Source organism: Pontibacter locisalis, from assembly GCF_042684605.1.
In the GTDB taxonomy this organism is placed as follows: domain Bacteria; phylum Bacteroidota; class Bacteroidia; order Cytophagales; family Hymenobacteraceae; genus Pontibacter; species Pontibacter locisalis.
In genome coordinates, this window is sequence record NZ_JBHULU010000002.1 from 40,778 (window position 1) to 58,063 (window position 17,286).

Sequence of the window (17,286 nt, forward strand, 5' to 3'; positions counted from 1 at the left end):
GCTTATCAAACCGTATGTAAACAAAGTACTACGTTTTAAGATAAAGCTATGGGAGAAAATCAGACTGTTGATCAGGTAATAGAGCAGCATAAAGCTGCGGGTAGGTTCATTGATGTTGATGGTACCCAAACCTTTGTACTCGACGAGGGGCAGGGAGAGGTCGTTTTTTGTATTCATGGAGTGCCCACTTCGTCCTTTCTGTATAGAAAGGTAATTAAAGAACTGGCAGCCAAAGGGATGCGCGGGATATCTATTGATTTACCCGGCCTCGGTCTCTCTGACAGGCCTGAAGATTTTGAGTACACCTTTCACAACTTTGCACGGTTCTGTGCACGTGCTGCCGAGGTAATGGGTATAGAAAAGTATCACCTGCTAATCCATGACATAGGTGGTCCGATTGGTTTTGCGATGGCAGCGGAGAACAAGGAAAAGGTGCTTTCTATCACAATTCTCAATACCTGGATTGAAGTTGATAAGTTCAAGAAGCCATTGCCGATGCGTCCTTTTGAAGTGCCGCTTCTGGGAGAGGCAGAGCTTAAAACAATTACGCACCCAACCTGGTATCTGCTTTTCTCCAAGATGGGAGTGAATAATGCAGATGCTTTGCCCAAGGAAGAAACATACGCTTATGTGGACTTGCTTAAGCGGGATGACGGGGGCAAAGCGTTTCTGAAAATCATGCGCAATTTTCAGAAGTCAGAGGAATTTAAAAGACTCTGTTACCAGGCAGTAGAGGGAGTGAACTATCCGGTTCAAGCGATCTGGGGCGCAGATGATCCTGCCCTGGATTATGAGCATTTCGGAAATGAAATAAAACAGGCTGCAAACCTGAGTACTGTTCACAAGTTGGATTCCAGACATTTCTTGCAAGAGGAAAAGCCGGAGGAAATTGCCAGTTTAGTAGTTGCGCAAGCAAAAAGCCGCTGATAAAAGCTTAAGGTAAAAGTTGACAATTGTCATTTTATCGCCTGCTGTACATCATTTATAAGCCGGTTGTTTTCCCTGAAATTTGCCTTGAATTAAGTATTTCAGTGATGACCATAAATGAGCAGCAGGAGTTCCTGATACAAAAGTATAATGTGCCGGCACCGCGCTATACCAGTTATCCAACCGTCCCTTTCTGGGATAAGGAGATACCGGATACAAAACGCTGGTTGCAGGTGGTGAAACGTACTTTTGAGGAATCCAATGCAACGAAAGGTATAAGTTTGTACCTGCATCTTCCGTTTTGTGAAGTGCTTTGCACTTACTGTGGCTGTAACACGCGGATCACTAAAAACCATAGCGTAGAAGAAGGTTACATTGATGCAATTCTTGCTGAATGGCAACTGTACCTGAATCAGTTTACTGAAAAGCCAGTAATACGAGAATTGCATTTGGGGGGAGGAACGCCAACTTTTTTCAAACCAGAGAACCTACGGAAACTTTTAGAAGGGATTTATGCAGGATCTGAGCTTCATTCTGAGAAGGAGTTCAGCTTTGAAGGGCATCCTAATAACACAACCACAGCGCACCTGCAAACACTTTACGATCTTGGCTTCAGAAGAGTAAGTTATGGGATTCAGGATTTTGACCCGAAAGTACAGCTTACGATTAATCGTATACAGCCTTTCGAGAAAGTGAAGCATGTAACGGATGAAGCCCGCAGGATTGGTTATGAATCTGTAAACTTCGACCTGATTTATGGCTTACCATACCAGACGCAGCAGAGTGTTAGTGAAACAATAGATAAGGTGGCCGAACTGATGCCAGATCGGATTGCCTTCTATTCCTACGCACACGTACCGTGGGTGAAGCCAGGGCAGCGTAGCTACTCTGATAAAGATCTTCCTGATAATGCTGAGAAGCGTGCCCTTTATGAACTGGGGCTACAGAAGTTCAAGGCGCTTGGCTATTCTGATATTGGTATGGATCACTTCGCCTTACCAGAGGACACCCTTTATAAAGCACTGCAGCAAAAGGAACTTCACAGGAATTTTATGGGCTATACCACCTGTCAGACGGATCTGCTGATTGGCCTGGGTACATCCTCTATCAGCGACGCCAAGTATGGTTATTTTCAGAACCTGAAGAAAGTAGAAGCCTATAAAGAAGCTGTTTTAGGTGGTGAACTTGCCGTATTAAAAGGACATTTCCTAACGGAAGAAGATTTGATGTTAAAAGAAGCAATTCTTAGCATTGCCTGCAAAGGACAGCTTATACTGGGTAAAAAGTTAAAAGCTCTTTTACCTTATGATGCCTTCATTGAGCTAAACAAAATGGAAGAGGAAGGGTTGATAAGGTTATCAGAAAATGAATTATCTGTAACAGCCTTAGGTAAGGCCTTCACAAGGAATATCTGTATGGTATTCGACCTAAAACTGAGGAATAACGAGCCGGCTGAACAACAGATATTCAGTAAAGCAATATAGTTAAGTTAGACATAGTGTTTTGATGCTATAGCCCGGGTCCTGAGAGAGCCTGGGCTATTTCTATTTCAACCCCTTATCTTCTTATTTCCATGTCAAAAGGGGAGAGATAGATCATTTCACATAATCAGAAGCTACAGCCTATAAATGGAAAAACAGGCTACAAAATAGCCTGCTTTTAAAACGGCCGGGGCCGAATATATACCAAATACTAAACTTTAAACGATCTTAGGCACGCAGCCTGTATTTTCATCTTACCCATCTGATTTCACGCCATGCGCTACACTTTTTGTATAAACCAGACTGAAGTCTTTTTCTTCATCATTTTGATAGTACAAATGTAGCTAACCCATCAGCTGATTCTGGTGATATGAATCAATCCAGTTAATGACATTGGTCATCCTTTAAGGGTGCCTTGCCTTCTACTTTTGTAAAGTACCTATTTAAGAAATTGAGATGGAAGCCGCACTCCAAACCAATGTTCAGAACTGCTATCATTGCGGGGATTCCTGTGTTGATGAATTGATTGTTGCACACGACAAAGCCTTTTGCTGCGCCGGGTGCAAAACTGTTTATGAACTGCTGGAGGAAAATAACCTCTGTACATACTATAACCTGGAGCAAAACCCTGGAATCACAGGAAAGACACCTGTTTCCGAAGCTCGTTTTGCTTACCTGGACGATGCCGGGGTAGAAGCCCAACTGATCAGCTTCCGAAACGACACTATCTGCAAAGTAACTTTCTATGTGCCTCAGATGCACTGCAGTTCCTGTATCTGGCTTCTTGAAAACCTCTTTAAACTTAACACAGGAGTTTCGGAGTCTACCGTAAACTTCCTGCGCAAGGAAATATCGCTGACATACTTTCATCAGAAAATCAGCTTACGAGGAGTAGTGGCTTTACTTACTCGCCTGGGGTATGAACCCGATATCACACTAGCCGATACTGACGGCAAGAAAGTTAAGAAACAGAGCCACACCATCATCTACAAACTGGGTATTGCAGGTTTCTGCTTTGGTAATGTTATGCTGCTGGCATTTCCTGATTATTTGGCAGTCGCAGGAGATTTACATTGCACATTCGGCTCTTTCTTTGGCTATCTGAGCCTTGTTCTTTCGCTGCCGGTGTTAGTTTATAGTGCCCGTGGATTCTTTACATCGGCATGGGAAGGGCTAAAGCAGCGTTTCGTGAACATCGACTTTCCAATCTCACTCGGTTTAACTGCCCTATTTGTTGTGAGTGTTTATGAAGTCCTTACAGGCACTGGGCCAGGCTATCTCGACTCCTTTACCGGCTTGGTATTCTTCATGCTGATTGGAAAATACTTTCAGCAGAGAACCTACGACTCCCTTTCTTTTGACAGGGATTACACTTCTTATTTTCCTGTATCTGTTACAGTGTTGAAAGATGGTAAAGAGGAAGCTGTAGCGGTTCGGAATTTGAAAATAGGAAACCGAATCAGAGTTAGAAACCAGGAGCTAATACCAGCTGATGCCATACTTTTGCGCGGGCAGGCCATGATCGACTATAGCTTTGTTTCAGGAGAATCAGAGTTGGTTGAAAAAGTAGCTGGTGAGGTTATCTATGCAGGCGGCAGGCAGGTTGGAGAAAGTATTGAGCTAGAGGTAGTAAAAGAGGTGTCGCAGGGGTACCTGACGCAACTCTGGAATGACAGTGCCTTTTCGAAGGAGAAAAAACAGTCGGTTGGAACCTACGCTAACACAGCAGGGAAGTGGTTTGTGATCGTGACACTGATTGTTGCTGCAGGTACACTTATTTATTGGGTGCCCCGCGACACAGACATGGCCATGCGCGCCTTTACATCTGTGCTGATCATTGCCTGTCCGTGTGCGCTTTCTTTGGCTACTCCGTTTGTTCATGGCCATACAATGCGCGTGTTCGGCAAGAATAAGTTCTACCTCAAAAATACTTCGGTAGTAGAAACACTGGCTAAAATAGATGCGGTTGTTTTCGACAAAACAGGTACGCTTACAGAGCCAAGTGCAGCTGAAGTTACCTGGACAGGTAAGGCCTTGACAGCAGAGCAGGAGAGGAGTATTCTCTCGTTGCTGCGCCACTCCACACACCCGCTTAGCCAGCGCATCAGCGAGAATCTGAAAGAGAAGCCGTTGCAGGTGGAAGACTTTCAGGAAGTTGCCGGGAAAGGACTTAATGGCAGAGTTGATGGGCACTTTATTCGTGTTGGTTCTGCCGTTTATTTGGGAGTGCCTTCTGATAAAGCCACAGATACATTGAAGACGACTGTTTATGTGTCACTCGACGGGACGTTGCTGGGCTATTACACCTTCTATAACGTGTACCGCAAAGGCCTGAAGAATATCCTGCATGATCTGAAGGATAAAAGCATTGCTGTGCTTTCCGGGGACAATGACCACGAAGAGGCAAGGCTCAGAGAGCTGCTGGGGCCAAATGCAGCACTGGTCTTTAATAAGTCACCCGTTCAGAAGCTACAAAGTATCCAGGCATTGCAAGCCAAACAGCACCAGGTTTTAATGGTAGGGGATGGGCTGAATGATGCCGGTGCCCTGAAGCAAAGCGATACCGGGATTGCCCTTACGAACAGCGTTACCAACTTCTCACCGTCATGTGATGCCATTCTGGATGCGACAGCTTTTGACAAGCTAAGCCGATTCCTGGCCTTCTCTAAGAAGTCGATGAACATCATACTGGCTACTTTCGCAGTATCGCTGGTGTATAACGTGATCGGCTTGTCATTGGCTGTGCAGGGGCTGTTTTCACCTATCGCTTCGGCTATACTTATGCCGATCAGCTCATTAAGTGTAATTGTGTTCGCGACCTTATCAGTGAGGTTTGCTTCTAAGAGAGCAGGTCTCTAGTTATCAAATAAATCTCTCATTCATAAATAAGAAGCCATGTATATCATCTTTTTAATGATCGCCATCAGTATCTCAGTTGCAGCTTTGTTTCTGGGAGCGTTTCTGTGGGCTGTTCGGTCAGGGCAGTACGACGATGACTACACACCTTCTGTGCGCATGCTTTTCGACAATGACAATAGTGCTACCACAAAGCAGGCCCCGAAAGTGAAATAACGTCGGCTGCCACTGCTGATATCAATCAGCAAGGGAAGTGACATCCGTCATCTTTTTGCAGGGTGCACTTGCAGAAATTTGCAGCTGTAGTAATTGATAGAACATCAAAACAAACAATAATTAACTTAAACTAAAGAGGACACCGCACATGTCAAGTAATGTAGCTGAAGTCTTGGAAAATGCGCCCGACCGGGTGGTGCCAAAGGGCAGGGATCGGGGGTTAACCGATACGTTTTTTTATGACAATAAGATCGTTCGGGATTTTGGTATAGCCACTGTGTTCTGGGGCATTGCCGGTATGCTGATAGGGGTGATCATCGCTTTCCAGCTTGCAAACCCGGATGTGAACATGGGTAACCAATATACCACTTTTGGCCGCGTGAGGCCATTGCACACGAACGCTGTCATCTTTGCCTTTGTGGGTAACGCCATCTTTATGGGTGTTTACTACTCGCTGCAGCGCCTTTGCAAGACCCGTATGTACAGCGATATTCTTAGCAAGATCAACTTCTGGGGTTGGCAGCTGATCATCGTTTCTGCCGTTATCACACTTCCGCTTGGTATTACAACGTCAAAAGAATATGCTGAGCTGGAGTGGCCAATTGATATTGCCATTACTTTGATCTGGGTGGTATTTGGCTGGAACATGTTTGGTACGATTGCCAGGCGCCGTGAGAAGCACATGTACGTTGCTATCTGGTTCTACATTGCTACCTTCCTGACAGTTGCTGTGCTGCACATCGTAAACTCTTACGAAATGCCTGTTAACTTCCTGAAAAGCTACTCTGGCTATGCTGGTGTACAGGATGCGCTGGTACAATGGTGGTATGGCCACAATGCGGTTGCGTTCTTCTTAACAACGCCGTTCCTGGGCCTGATGTACTACTTTCTGCCTAAGGCTGCTAACCGGCCGGTATACTCCTACAGACTTTCTATTATCCACTTCTGGTCGCTGATCTTCATCTACATCTGGGCTGGTCCGCACCACTTACTTTATACTTCATTGCCAGACTGGGCACAGTCACTGGGCGTGGTATTCTCTGTGATGCTGATTGCTCCAAGCTGGGGTGGTATGATCAACGGTTTGCTTACGCTACGCGGTGCCTGGGATAAGGTGCGCGAAGAGCCGGTGCTGAAGTTTATGGTAGTTGCCATTACCGCTTACGGTATGGCTACGTTCGAAGGCCCGATGCTGTCGCTTAAAAACGTGAACGCCATCGCACACTTCACCGACTGGATCGTAGCACACGTGCACGTAGGTGCCCTTGGCTGGAACGGCTTCCTGACATTTGCAATGCTGTACTGGTTATTCCCACGCCTGTATAAAACGCAACTGCACTCTAAGAAGCTTGCCAATGCGCACTTCTGGTTAGGAACACTGGGTATACTTTTCTATGCTATACCAATGTACTGGGCTGGTTTCACACAAGGTTTAATGTGGAAACAGTTTACAGCAGAAGGTACACTTCAGTACTCTAACTTCCTGGAAACAGTATTGCAGATCGTGCCAATGTACTACCTGCGTGGTATCGGTGGCGTGTTATACTTAGGTGGTGTTTTCCTGATGGTATACAACCTTTATAAAACTGCCAAGTCTGGTAGCTTAGTTGCTAACGAGAAAACCGAGGCCCCTGTAATCGTTCCAACAGTTAGTAAAAACGCCGGACACTGGCACTCCTGGATCGAGAAGCGTCCGACTCAGATGGCCATTTTTGCTACAGTAGCGATTATGATCGGCGGTCTGGTAGAGTTTATACCTGCCTTCGTGATTAAATCAAACGTGCCTACTATTGCCAGCGTGAAGCCTTATACTTCGCTGGAGTTGCAGGGGCGCGACCTGTACATCAAAGAGGGTTGCGTTAACTGTCACACACAAATGGTTCGTCCGTTCAGATCGGAGACGGAGCGTTACGGCGAGTACTCTAAAGCAGGCGAGTTCGTGTACGACCACAACTTCCTGTGGGGCTCTAAGCGTACCGGACCGGATCTTCACAGAGTTGGAGGTAAGTATCCGCACAGCTGGCACTACCACCACATGATGGACCCAACTTCCATGTCGCCAGGCTCTATTATGCCAGCTTACCCATGGTTGTTTGAGCAGGACATAGACTTGAGCACAACACAGGACAAGCTGAAAACGCTGAAAACCTTGGGTGTACCTTACGAGGATGAATATATCGCCAATGCCAACGAAGAGCTGATGAAGCAGGCTAATGGCATTGCGGCTGATCTGAAGAAAGAAGGCATCGAGGTAAAACCTGAAGCCGAGATCGTAGCCATGATTGCTTACCTGCAGCGCCTGGGCACTGATATTAAGGTGAAAGAAGAAGTTGTAGAATAAAGAACCTGACAAAGGGCAAGTCGGCAAAGGACATAGGAAAAGCTCCAGGTCCTTTGTCACAAGTCCAGCGTCTTAATTTCTAAGAAAATGTATAAGAATGTTTTGCAAGCCATAGACGGCATCGAAATATATCCGCTCATCTCGTTTGGCATCTTCTTTCTGTTCTTCCTGGGTCTGATTGTATATGTGGCCCTAATGGACAAGGAGCATGTGCAGGACATGAGCTATGTAGCCTGCGATAACGAAGATGACAACACCACAAGGGAAGGAGTAAGACAATGATCTCACTAAAAAATGTTTTCCGAAAAAGCAGCTTAGCTCTGGTAGCAGGCTTGCTTCTGGTAAATTCACCAGTAGTGCAGGCACAGGATGCCGTTGCCGGTAAGGCCATTTTTGAAGGTAACTGCCAGGCCTGCCATAGCATTGATGCTGATGTGGTGGGGCCTGCGCTGAAGGATGTTCACCAGCGCCGTGGCGATGAGTGGCTGGTAAAGTTTATCAAAAACTCACAGGAACTGGTGCAGGCTGGCGATAAAGACGCTGTTGCCCTGTTCGAGCAGTTTAATAAAGTGCCAATGCCGGCTTTCAGTAGCTCACTGTCTGATGAAGATATTGCCAATGTGATTGCTTATATCAAAGCAGAAAGCGAAAAGCCGGAAGCCGTGGTTGCAGAGAATCCGGTTACTCCAACAACAGCCGACCCATCTGCAACTACAGCAGAGGCAGAAGTAGCTTTCCTGGATCTTCCGCCAATGTTGCTGTTTACTTTTGCACTGGCAGGGGCAATTATTATCCTGACAATCCTGGTGCTGGTGATGCTGTTCCGCATCTTTGTGCCGATGCTTGGTGATTCAATCTACGATGAGGATTTCCGTAGCTCATTCGCTGGACGAGTGCTGTTTCTGATGCGTGGCGATGCAACATTAATGACTGGTGTAGCAAAAGACCATATCCATTCTGATCACGACTTCGACGGTATACAGGAGTATGATAACGACCTGCCGCCATGGTGGAAAATGATGTTCTACGTTACCATTGTGTTTGGTATAGGCTATATGCTGCACTTCCACGTGTTCCGCACCGGGGCACTTCAAGAAGAGGAGTATGAGATGGAGATGCAGCAGGCTGCTCTGTTCGCAGCTCAGCACGCAGATGATCCGAATGCTGTGACAGACTATGAAGTGTTAACAGATGCCGCCGCACTGGAGTCAGGTAAATCATTATTCAACACTAATTGCGCTGCCTGCCACGGTCAGGAAGGGCAAGGTACAGTAGGACCTAACCTGACAGACGAATATTGGCTGCACGGTGGTGATGTGAACGACATCTTTAAAACAATTAAGTTTGGTGTTCCGGCTAAAGGCATGGTGCCTTGGCAGGGTAAACTGACGAAAGATCAGATACTGGAAGTATCAAGCTACATTTTGAGTCTGCAGGGTACTAACCCAGCGAACGCGAAAGAGCCGCAGGGCGAGAAAGAGTAGCCAAAGTAGTAAAAGTAAAAAAAGGTGCAGGCATACATAGAGTGCCTGCACCTTTTTTGTTTTAAACTGAGCTTTGCTCGACATAGCTTGTATAAAACTGATCAAAAGCTAAAGTAGGCAGGCGTTGTTGATGATAATCACCTGGATTAATGACTTTAGTCATCTTTTAAGAGGGGCTGATTTCTGAATTTTGTAACAGCAGATTAATGTAATCTCAAAGCAAAATTTTCAATTAAATAAACAGGCAGGAGTAATATCCGCACAAATTATCACTGCCATGGCAAGTAAAATTCAGACGGCTCCTGATGAATTTCGGGACCACATTTCAACTGTAGACGAACAGGGTAAACGTCTTTGGGTATATCCTAAAAAGCCCAAAGGTAAGCTGTATAACTACCGTAAATATGTAAGCTACCTGTTGTTGGCTTTACTGTTTGCAGGTCCTTTTATCAAAGTAAATGGTCTCCCGCTACTTATGCTTAATGTAGTGGAGCGTAAGTTCGTGATCTTTGGTGTACTTTTCTGGCCACAGGACTTCTTCCTGCTGGTGCTGGCATTCCTGACTCTTGTTGTTTTCATTATTCTCTTTACAGTAGTGTATGGCCGGATCTTCTGTGGGTGGATATGCCCTCAGACGATCTTTATGGAGATGGTGTTCCGTCGTATTGAGTACGCGATAGAAGGTGATTACACGAAGCAGCGTGCTCTTAACAAGATGCCTTGGAATACCGAAAAAGTTCTGAAAAAAGGAGCTAAGATCACCGCTTTTCTACTAATATCTTTTATCATCTCAAACCTGTTTCTGGCTTACATTATTGGCATAGATGAGCTTAAGAAAATCATTGCTGAAGGTCCGTTGGAGCACAAGGCAGGTTTTGGTGCTTTGCTTGCTTTTACTGCAGTTTTCTTCTGGGTATTTGCCTGGTTCCGTGAGCAGGTTTGTACCATTGTTTGTCCGTATGGTCGCTTGCAGGGTGTAATGCAGGACAAGAAAACAGTAGTAGTGGCATATGATTATGGTCGGGGTGAGCCACGGGCCAAGCTGCGCAAAAACCAGGAGCGCACCGAAGGCGATTGCATCGACTGTAACCAATGTGTGCAGGTTTGCCCCACAGGCATTGATATCCGTAACGGAGCACAGCAACTGGAATGCATCAATTGCACCGCCTGCATTGATGCTTGTAACGACATCATGCGCATGATTGAAAAGCCGGAAGGACTAATCAGGTATGAGTCTGAAGAGGCACTGGAAGCAGGTAAGAAATGGACCTTCTTTACAACGCGTGTGATGGGGTATACTGCTGTGCTGGCTATACTTCTCACAGCCCTCACCACACTGCTGCTAACGCGCGATGAGGCCGAGGCGACAGTACTTCGCACTCCGGGGCAGCTATACCAGAAAACAGAACAGGGGCACATCAAGAACCTGTATAATATCTCTGTTATCAATAAGACAAACCACGAGATGCCGCTTACACTAAAGTTAATAAACAAAAACGGCACAATAAAAGTGGTAGGGAATGAGCTGGTGCTGCCGGCACAAGGCATAGCAGAGGGCGTGTTCTTCGCAGAGATCGCAAAAGAAGAGCTTGACAGAATGAATTCGGAAATAGAGATAGGGGTATACCACGGAGGCGAACTGATCACGACTACAGACACGAAGTTCTTAGGTCCGGCTAATTAAAAAGCTTCCCTTTGAAAAAGGACAGAACTTATAACCAGAAATCAATATGAAAACCGCACACAATAATAAAAGCTTCACACTCTGGCCATACGCTATCATTGCTGCTATCGTGTTGTTTATGAGTTACATTGCTATGTTCGTGTACAAGGCTATGCAGCAGGACGTGGACCTGGTAAGCAAAGACTATTATGAGCAGGAGATAAAGTACCAGGACCAGATAGACAGGATAGACAGAACGAAAGCTGCCGGTGATGTAGCCATCAGGTATAATGCGGAGATGCAAGGCATACTGGTGCAATTGCCAGAGAGCTTTAAGAACAAAAGTGTAGAGGGAAAAATAAACCTTTTCCGTCCGTCTAATGATAAGCTGGACCAGGAGCTGCCGCTGCAGTTAGGGCGTGACCTGAGCCAGTTAGTAGAAACAGCTGAGATAGAAAAAGGGCTTTGGAAAGTACGCGTAAGTTTTACGGCTGCTGACGAATCCTACTATGCTGAGCAGACAATACAGATAAAGTAGCCATGATTTGGGCTGGATTTATATTTGGATTAGTTGGTAGTTTCCACTGTGTTGGGATGTGCGGCCCTATAGCAATGGCGCTACCCTTTGTTGGGAGTACCGGCTGGCGTTATTACGTCGGCCGGCTCCTATACAACAGTGGCAGAATAATAACTTATGCTTCACTGGGAGCACTTGCCGGTGCCTTTGGTGAAACATTACAGATGGCCGGGCTCCAGCAGACAGTGTCTGTTGTGTCTGGGGTGCTGATTTTTTTATTACTCGTTTTGCCTGCTGTACTTAAAGGAAAGTCTGCTGGTATACTTGGTACCGAAAAGCTAATGAACTGGGTAAGGCAAAAGCTGGGGTACTACTTCCAAAGAAACTCACTTGGTTCGTTATTTATGGTTGGCCTGCTAAACGGTTTGCTACCCTGCGGATTTGTTTATATCGCGCTTGCTGGTGCCATCAGTGCGCCAGGTATAAGTGGTGCCATGCTGTATATGGTACTTTTTGGCCTCGGCACTTTTCCATTAATGTTCCTGGTATCCTTATCCGGCAAACTGATCAGCCTGAAAATGCGCAGTTTGTTTAACAGGGCAGTACCCTATGTGGGCATGACGCTGGCCATCCTTTTTATCGTTCGCGGCCTTGGTCTGGGTATCCCCTATTTAAGTCCGAAAGTTGTTGAAACCGAAACTCACAAAACGGAAATGAGCTGCTGTACAAAACCTGCAGTAGCAAAAGCTAAATGATTCTGTTGCCTCTTACTAAAGAAGAATTTCAAATATACCTCGATCTATACTAAACCATGTGCAAGACTAATAATGTAAAAAGGGTGCTGGTGCCCATTCAGTTTAACAAAGCAGGTAAGAAGCTGCTCCGTTATGCATGGCACCTATCTAACAAACTTGGCGCAGAACTACTGCTGCTCCATACAAGCGGAACAAAGGATCTGACATTTACGCAGCAGAGCAGAGGCATTCAGAAACTGCGTACGTTCAGCGATAGTATAATGCGGGAAGAGCGAAAGCCAAACGAGCAGCTGGTGCCTTTTGAATGTATGGTGTTGCCCGGCATGTTGCGCGAAAGTATAAATGATGTTGTTGCTGCACATAAAGTGGATATGGTGGTGATGGAGAACTGCGTGCTTCACCAGGAGGACGAGAACAATGATCCGGATAATGCTGCTGCCATTATGGAACTGGTAAGTTGCCCTGTAATGGTGGTGCCTTGTACAGTAACTTACAAAAAGCTACAGAACCTGGTTTTTGCAACGGACTTCACAGACCAGGAAGATCATGTGCTGAAGCAGATCGCAGATTTTGCAGAGCAGGCCCAGGCAAACCTAACATTAGTGCAGGTTTACACAAAAGCAGAGCGCCGGCAACTCAGTAGCTATAAAGCGGCCATGCAAAAGATGGAACAGCAGCTAAAAGGAAAGAATGTTACGTTCAAGCTTCTTGAAGAAGAAGATGCGCTGGAAGGGATCAGTGATTTTGCAGAGAACTCTGCAGCAAACATGCTTATACTAGCTACCCAGGACAACTACCTGATGAAAAGGCTGTTTAGCAGCAACTATGTCAAGACGATGGCTTACCACACCCGAACTCCAATTCTTACTTTCAGGCAAGAGAAAAAGAAGCCTTGCTCTGGCTGCTGTACCAATTGCGCAAAGAAAAAAGCAGAGCAACAGGTGCTTCACTCTCTAAGCGTAAACGGGTAAGGACTGGTTTAAGAAGTTTTTATTTACTAACATTAAACAGCATCTAGAAGAGGTGATGTGTCATACCCCTTTAAGTTTAGGAGCTCAGCGAGGGCAGGCTTAATACTGTCAGGGTTTGGGTTATTTGTGGAAGACATGGTTATAGTAGGAGTGTTGTTCGGATGGGTGTATCTGAGAGAAAGAGGCGAATCTAGCAACAGGGTAGGTAGGTTTAGAGCCTCGTCCTGACATAAGATGATAATGTCGGCCTTTACTTTTGATGTTACTTCATAAGTAACATCCTGTAGGTTGCCAGGCTTCAAAAGGCGAGTAACAGAAACCGTTGTTTCTTTACGTATTTTGCCCGCTAACCTATCAAGACGTGCTTGTGCCCATCTCTCGCTAATGCTTTGATTATCTTCTTCTCCGTTTGCAGGAGGCGTTGGATTATATGCATAAAAGAGAATGAGGCGGGCCTGTGCTTGTTGGGCTAACTCTGCTGTAAACAGCGCAACTTGCTCAGCGTATTCTGAAAAGTCTATGGATAACAGTATATTCTTCATGGGTGCAATGCCGGGTAAATCTCTGGACGCAACATATAGCTTGAGCTAAAACAGCCGTGTAATTTCATAACATTGCTGGTCCAGAATAGCTTATGGGTGTAAAATTAAAGTTTGGTGCCTGCTTTTCTAATGATGATAAGCACCCACAGAAGTGACTTTTGTCATCTATCCTGAATGAGTGCTCTTATCTTTAGCATTTCAAAGCCGAAGTGGTTATTTTTAACAAAACATTGAATCTTTGGAAAGACCATATAACGATCACGACGACTTGAGCCTTGATAACAGCACCAGGTTAAAGGCTATTATAGACACAGCTATAGACGGTATTATCACCATTGACAGCAAGGGAATTATTGAAACAGTTAACCCGGCGGCCGGTAAAATATTTGGTTATGCTCCTGAAGAAATAATTGGTAAGAATGTGAATGTGCTGATGCCGGAACCAGACCATGGCCTGCACGACCGTTACATCGAGAACTATCACCGTACCGGGGTTGGTCAGATTATAGGTAAAGGCCGTGAGGTGCTGGGTAAGAAGAAAGATGGAACAGTGTTTCCCTTTTTGCTGAGTATAAGTGAAGTAAGGCTAAAAGATAAGCAGATTTTTACAGGCATCGTGCATGATATCTCGGAACTGAAGAAGGCTGAAGAGGCCCTGCGAGAAAGTGAGAACAAGATTAACTCTATCATACAAGGTGCTGTTGATGGTATTATTACCATCAACACGCGGGGCATAATAGAAATGGTAAACCCGGCGGCGGCCAAACAGTTTGGATATGAAGCTGACGAACTCTTAGGCAAAAGCATAAACATACTGATGCCGGAACCAGACCGAAGCTTGCACGACAGCTATATGCATCATTACCATGTAACGGGAGAGAAACGGATTATTGGTATTGGCCGTGAGGTTACGGGAATGCGCAAAGACGGCTCCATTTTCCCATTTTACTTAAGTATCAGCGAAGTTATGTTGTCTGATAGGAAAGTATACACCGGGTTTGTACACGACATCACAAAGCAGAAACTAACGGAAGAACGTTTACGCCGTTATACTGCTGAACTGGAGCGCAGTAACCGCGAATTGCAGGATTTTGCCTATGTTTCGTCTCATGACCTGCAGGAGCCTCTTCGCAAAATCCAGGCTTTCGGAGACAGGCTGAAAATTAAAGAATATGAGAATCTGAGTGACCAGGGGAAAGACTATGTGGACCGCATGCTGAACGCTGCCTCGCGTATGCAGAATCTTATAAATGATCTACTGAATTTCTCGAGAGTAACGACAAAGGCAACACCATTTGTAAAGGTAGAACTGGATAATATTCTGGATGAGGTGATTTCAGACCTGGAGGTAAGTATAGAACGAACGAATACAGAAATCATTCGCTCTCCACTGCCAGTGATAGAAGCCGAGCCTACACAGATGCGCCAGCTTTTTCAGAACCTGCTAAGCAATGCTATTAAGTTCAGAAAAGAGAATGAAAGCCCGATCATCAATATTTATGCGAAGAATCTGCAGCGACAGGCGCACCTGACAGCCACACCCGGCGATGAGGTGACAGAGATATACGTGGAGGATAACGGCATAGGCTTCGATGAAAAATACCTGGACCGTATCTTTAATATTTTTCAGCGCCTGGAAGGGCAGAAGTATGAGGGCTCAGGTATAGGCCTGGCCGTTTGCCGAAAAATTGCAATACGCCATGGTGGTGATATCACAGCCCGTAGCCAACCGGGAGTAGGTACCCGTTTTATTATTACACTTGCACTTAAACATCCGGAGGAATAATGCCAAAACAATGTCAGATAAAAGATCAATCGTGATACTAATTGCCGACGACGACGCTGAAGACCGAATGCTGGTTAAGGACGCGCTGGAAGAAAGCCGGCTAAAGAACAGCATCCAATTCGTTGAAAACGGAGAGGAATTAATGGATTATTTGCACCGCAGAGGTAAGTTCTCTGATGAGCAGAAGTATCCTACTCCAGGATTAATACTGCTGGATCTGAATATGCCCAAGAAGGATGGCCGTGAAGCTCTCCGGGAGATAAAGGCAGACGAGCGTCTGCGCCTGATTCCGGTGGTGGTATTGACTACTTCTAAAGCTGAAGAGGATATTCTGCGAACCTATGACCTTGGAGTCAGTTCCTTTATAACCAAACCGGTAACTTTTAGCTCGTTGGTGGATGTGATGAAGACCTTGAGCAAGTATTGGTTCGAAATAGTAGAATTGCCAAAGATCTAGTCAAAACTTTAAAAATGCCTGATAAGATCCGTATTCTGTTAGTGGATGATGATGAGGATGATTACATCATCACCAGGGATATCATTGACGATATACCGGGACGGAACTATGTGCTTGAATGGACCTCTTCTTTTGATGAGGCCCTGGAAATTATTTCAGAAGGAAGGCACAGCATTTACCTGGTTGACTACCGCCTGGGTGCCCACGATGGACTTGAACTGATCAGAGAAGCGATAAAACTAAGAAGCAATGCCCCTTTCATCCTGTTAACCGGCCAGAGTGATCGCGAAACAGATGAGAAAGCAATGCGGGCTGGTGCTTTGGATTATCTTGTTAAAGGTACTATCAGTCCTAATGAGCTGGAAAGATCTATTCGCTACAGCATTGAACACGCCAAAAGCCTAGATGTTATACAGCGGCTGAACAGTGAACTGGAGCAAAGGGTAAAGGAGCGGACGCAAGAGTTGGGAGCTGCCATCCGAAAGCTTGAGGAAACCAACAGGAGCTTGTACGAAGCAGAACAGGAAGTACGTAAGGCGCTGCAAAAAGAGAAGGAGCTTCATGAGTTAAAATCGCGGTTTGTAACAATCGCCTCGCATGAGTTCCGGACTCCTCTCAGTACTGTTTTGTCTTCGGTATCGCTGATCGGAAAGTATAAAACTACCGAAGAGGATGACAAGCGCATGAAACACGTGGACCGGATCAAATCAGCGGTTAGTAACTTAACAGGCATCCTGAATGACTTCCTGTCTATCAGTAGAATCGAAGAAGGTAAGATCTACAATGTACCCACTACATTTGATCTGAAAATTTTTGCCTCTGAGGTGGCCGATGAGGCACAAGGAGTATTAAAACTTGGGCAGAAGATTATCTACCGGCATCTAAGCCCTGAAACCACTGCCGTGCTCGACAAACAATTGTTAAAGAACGTGCTGTTTAACCTGTTGTCTAATGCCAGTAAGTATTCTGCTGAGCAGAAAGAGATACACTTTACCACGGAGATAAAAGAAGATGCTATTTCGGTTGTGGTTCATGACGAGGGAATAGGAATACCAGAGGCTGACAAGGTGCATTTATTCACACCTTTTTTCAGGGCACAAAACGTTACAAATATTCAGGGAACGGGTTTAGGGCTGAACATTGTAAAGAAATACGTGGACATAATGGGAGGCACTATCGATTACAGAAGTGAGTTCGATAAGGGTACAACTTTCTTTGTAACATTGCCACAAATATAAGCTTGCCTGCTTGTATCAGGCTGTTGAAACAGGAATTATATCAGTCAAAAAA

At 45.4% G+C, this 17,286-nt stretch carries 15 protein-coding genes; 14 read left to right on the top strand and 1 reads right to left on the bottom strand.

Annotation, left to right across the window (positions count from 1 at the left end; translation table 11 throughout):
- The first annotated feature begins 48 nt into the window (after positions 1-48).
- The 11 genes from ACFSRY_RS01260 (at position 49) to ACFSRY_RS01310 (ending at position 13,211) form a co-directional block, all read left to right on the top strand.
- On the top strand, positions 49-927 hold the full coding sequence (locus ACFSRY_RS01260; protein WP_377502605.1) for an alpha/beta fold hydrolase: 879 nt from the start codon (positions 49-51) through the stop codon (positions 925-927).
- 26 nt (positions 928-953) lie between these two features.
- Positions 954-2,411 (top strand): oxygen-independent coproporphyrinogen III oxidase, encoded by a 1,458-nt coding sequence (gene hemN, locus ACFSRY_RS01265; protein ID WP_377502607.1) that lies wholly within the window; start codon positions 954-956, stop codon positions 2,409-2,411.
- 453 nt (positions 2,412-2,864) lie between these two features.
- Entirely contained in the window at positions 2,865-5,267 is a 2,403-nt protein-coding gene (locus ACFSRY_RS01270; RefSeq protein ID WP_377502609.1) for a heavy metal translocating P-type ATPase, read from the top strand.
- 36 nt (positions 5,268-5,303) lie between these two features.
- On the top strand, positions 5,304-5,480 hold the full coding sequence (ccoS, locus tag ACFSRY_RS01275) for a cbb3-type cytochrome oxidase assembly protein CcoS (protein WP_377502611.1): 177 nt from the start codon (positions 5,304-5,306) through the stop codon (positions 5,478-5,480).
- Positions 5,481-5,628: 148 nt separating this feature from the next.
- A complete protein-coding gene (ccoN, locus tag ACFSRY_RS01280) occupies positions 5,629-7,821 on the top strand; it encodes a cytochrome-c oxidase, cbb3-type subunit I (RefSeq protein WP_377502614.1) in 2,193 nt (730 codons plus the stop codon).
- Positions 7,822-7,908: 87 nt separating this feature from the next.
- Positions 7,909-8,103 (top strand): hypothetical protein, encoded by a 195-nt coding sequence (locus tag ACFSRY_RS01285; protein WP_377502616.1) that lies wholly within the window; start codon positions 7,909-7,911, stop codon positions 8,101-8,103.
- Positions 8,100-9,305 (top strand): c-type cytochrome, encoded by a 1,206-nt coding sequence (locus ACFSRY_RS01290; RefSeq protein WP_377502618.1) that lies wholly within the window; start codon positions 8,100-8,102, stop codon positions 9,303-9,305. Before ACFSRY_RS01285 ends, ACFSRY_RS01290 begins: the two co-directional genes overlap by 4 nt.
- Before the next feature lie 277 nt (positions 9,306-9,582).
- Positions 9,583-10,989: a cytochrome c oxidase accessory protein CcoG gene (gene ccoG, locus ACFSRY_RS01295; protein WP_377502620.1), complete on the top strand. Its 1,407-nt coding sequence runs from the start codon at positions 9,583-9,585 to the stop codon at positions 10,987-10,989.
- Positions 10,990-11,035: 46 nt separating this feature from the next.
- Complete coding sequence (locus ACFSRY_RS01300; protein WP_377502622.1) at positions 11,036-11,506, top strand: FixH family protein; 471 nt, start codon at positions 11,036-11,038, stop codon at positions 11,504-11,506.
- Positions 11,507-11,508: 2 nt separating this feature from the next.
- Positions 11,509-12,240 carry a sulfite exporter TauE/SafE family protein gene (locus ACFSRY_RS01305; protein WP_377502624.1) on the top strand — a complete coding sequence of 244 codons (732 nt, stop codon included), beginning with the start codon at positions 11,509-11,511 and terminating at the stop codon, positions 12,238-12,240.
- Positions 12,241-12,296: 56 nt separating this feature from the next.
- Positions 12,297-13,211, top strand: coding sequence for a universal stress protein (locus ACFSRY_RS01310; RefSeq protein ID WP_377502626.1), 915 nt, complete (start codon positions 12,297-12,299; stop codon positions 13,209-13,211).
- A 32-nt stretch (positions 13,212-13,243) separates the two neighbouring features.
- On the opposite strand, the gene ACFSRY_RS01315 is transcribed toward ACFSRY_RS01310, so the two are convergent.
- A complete protein-coding gene (locus ACFSRY_RS01315; protein ID WP_377502628.1) occupies positions 13,244-13,753 on the bottom strand; it encodes a universal stress protein in 510 nt (169 codons plus the stop codon).
- A gap of 238 nt (positions 13,754-13,991) precedes the next feature.
- On the opposite strand from ACFSRY_RS01315, the gene ACFSRY_RS01320 reads away from it, so the two are divergent.
- The 3 genes from ACFSRY_RS01320 to ACFSRY_RS01330 are packed head-to-tail and all read left to right on the top strand — an operon-like array spanning position 13,992 to position 17,234.
- Entirely contained in the window at positions 13,992-15,539 is a 1,548-nt protein-coding gene (locus ACFSRY_RS01320) for a PAS domain S-box protein (protein WP_377502630.1), read from the top strand.
- 10 nt (positions 15,540-15,549) lie between these two features.
- Positions 15,550-15,996, top strand: a complete 447-nt coding sequence (locus tag ACFSRY_RS01325) for a response regulator (protein ID WP_377502632.1) — start codon at positions 15,550-15,552, stop codon at positions 15,994-15,996.
- Between the two features lie 14 nt (positions 15,997-16,010).
- Positions 16,011-17,234 (top strand): hybrid sensor histidine kinase/response regulator, encoded by a 1,224-nt coding sequence (locus tag ACFSRY_RS01330; RefSeq protein WP_377502634.1) that lies wholly within the window; start codon positions 16,011-16,013, stop codon positions 17,232-17,234.
- The last annotated feature ends 52 nt before the right edge of the window (positions 17,235-17,286 follow it).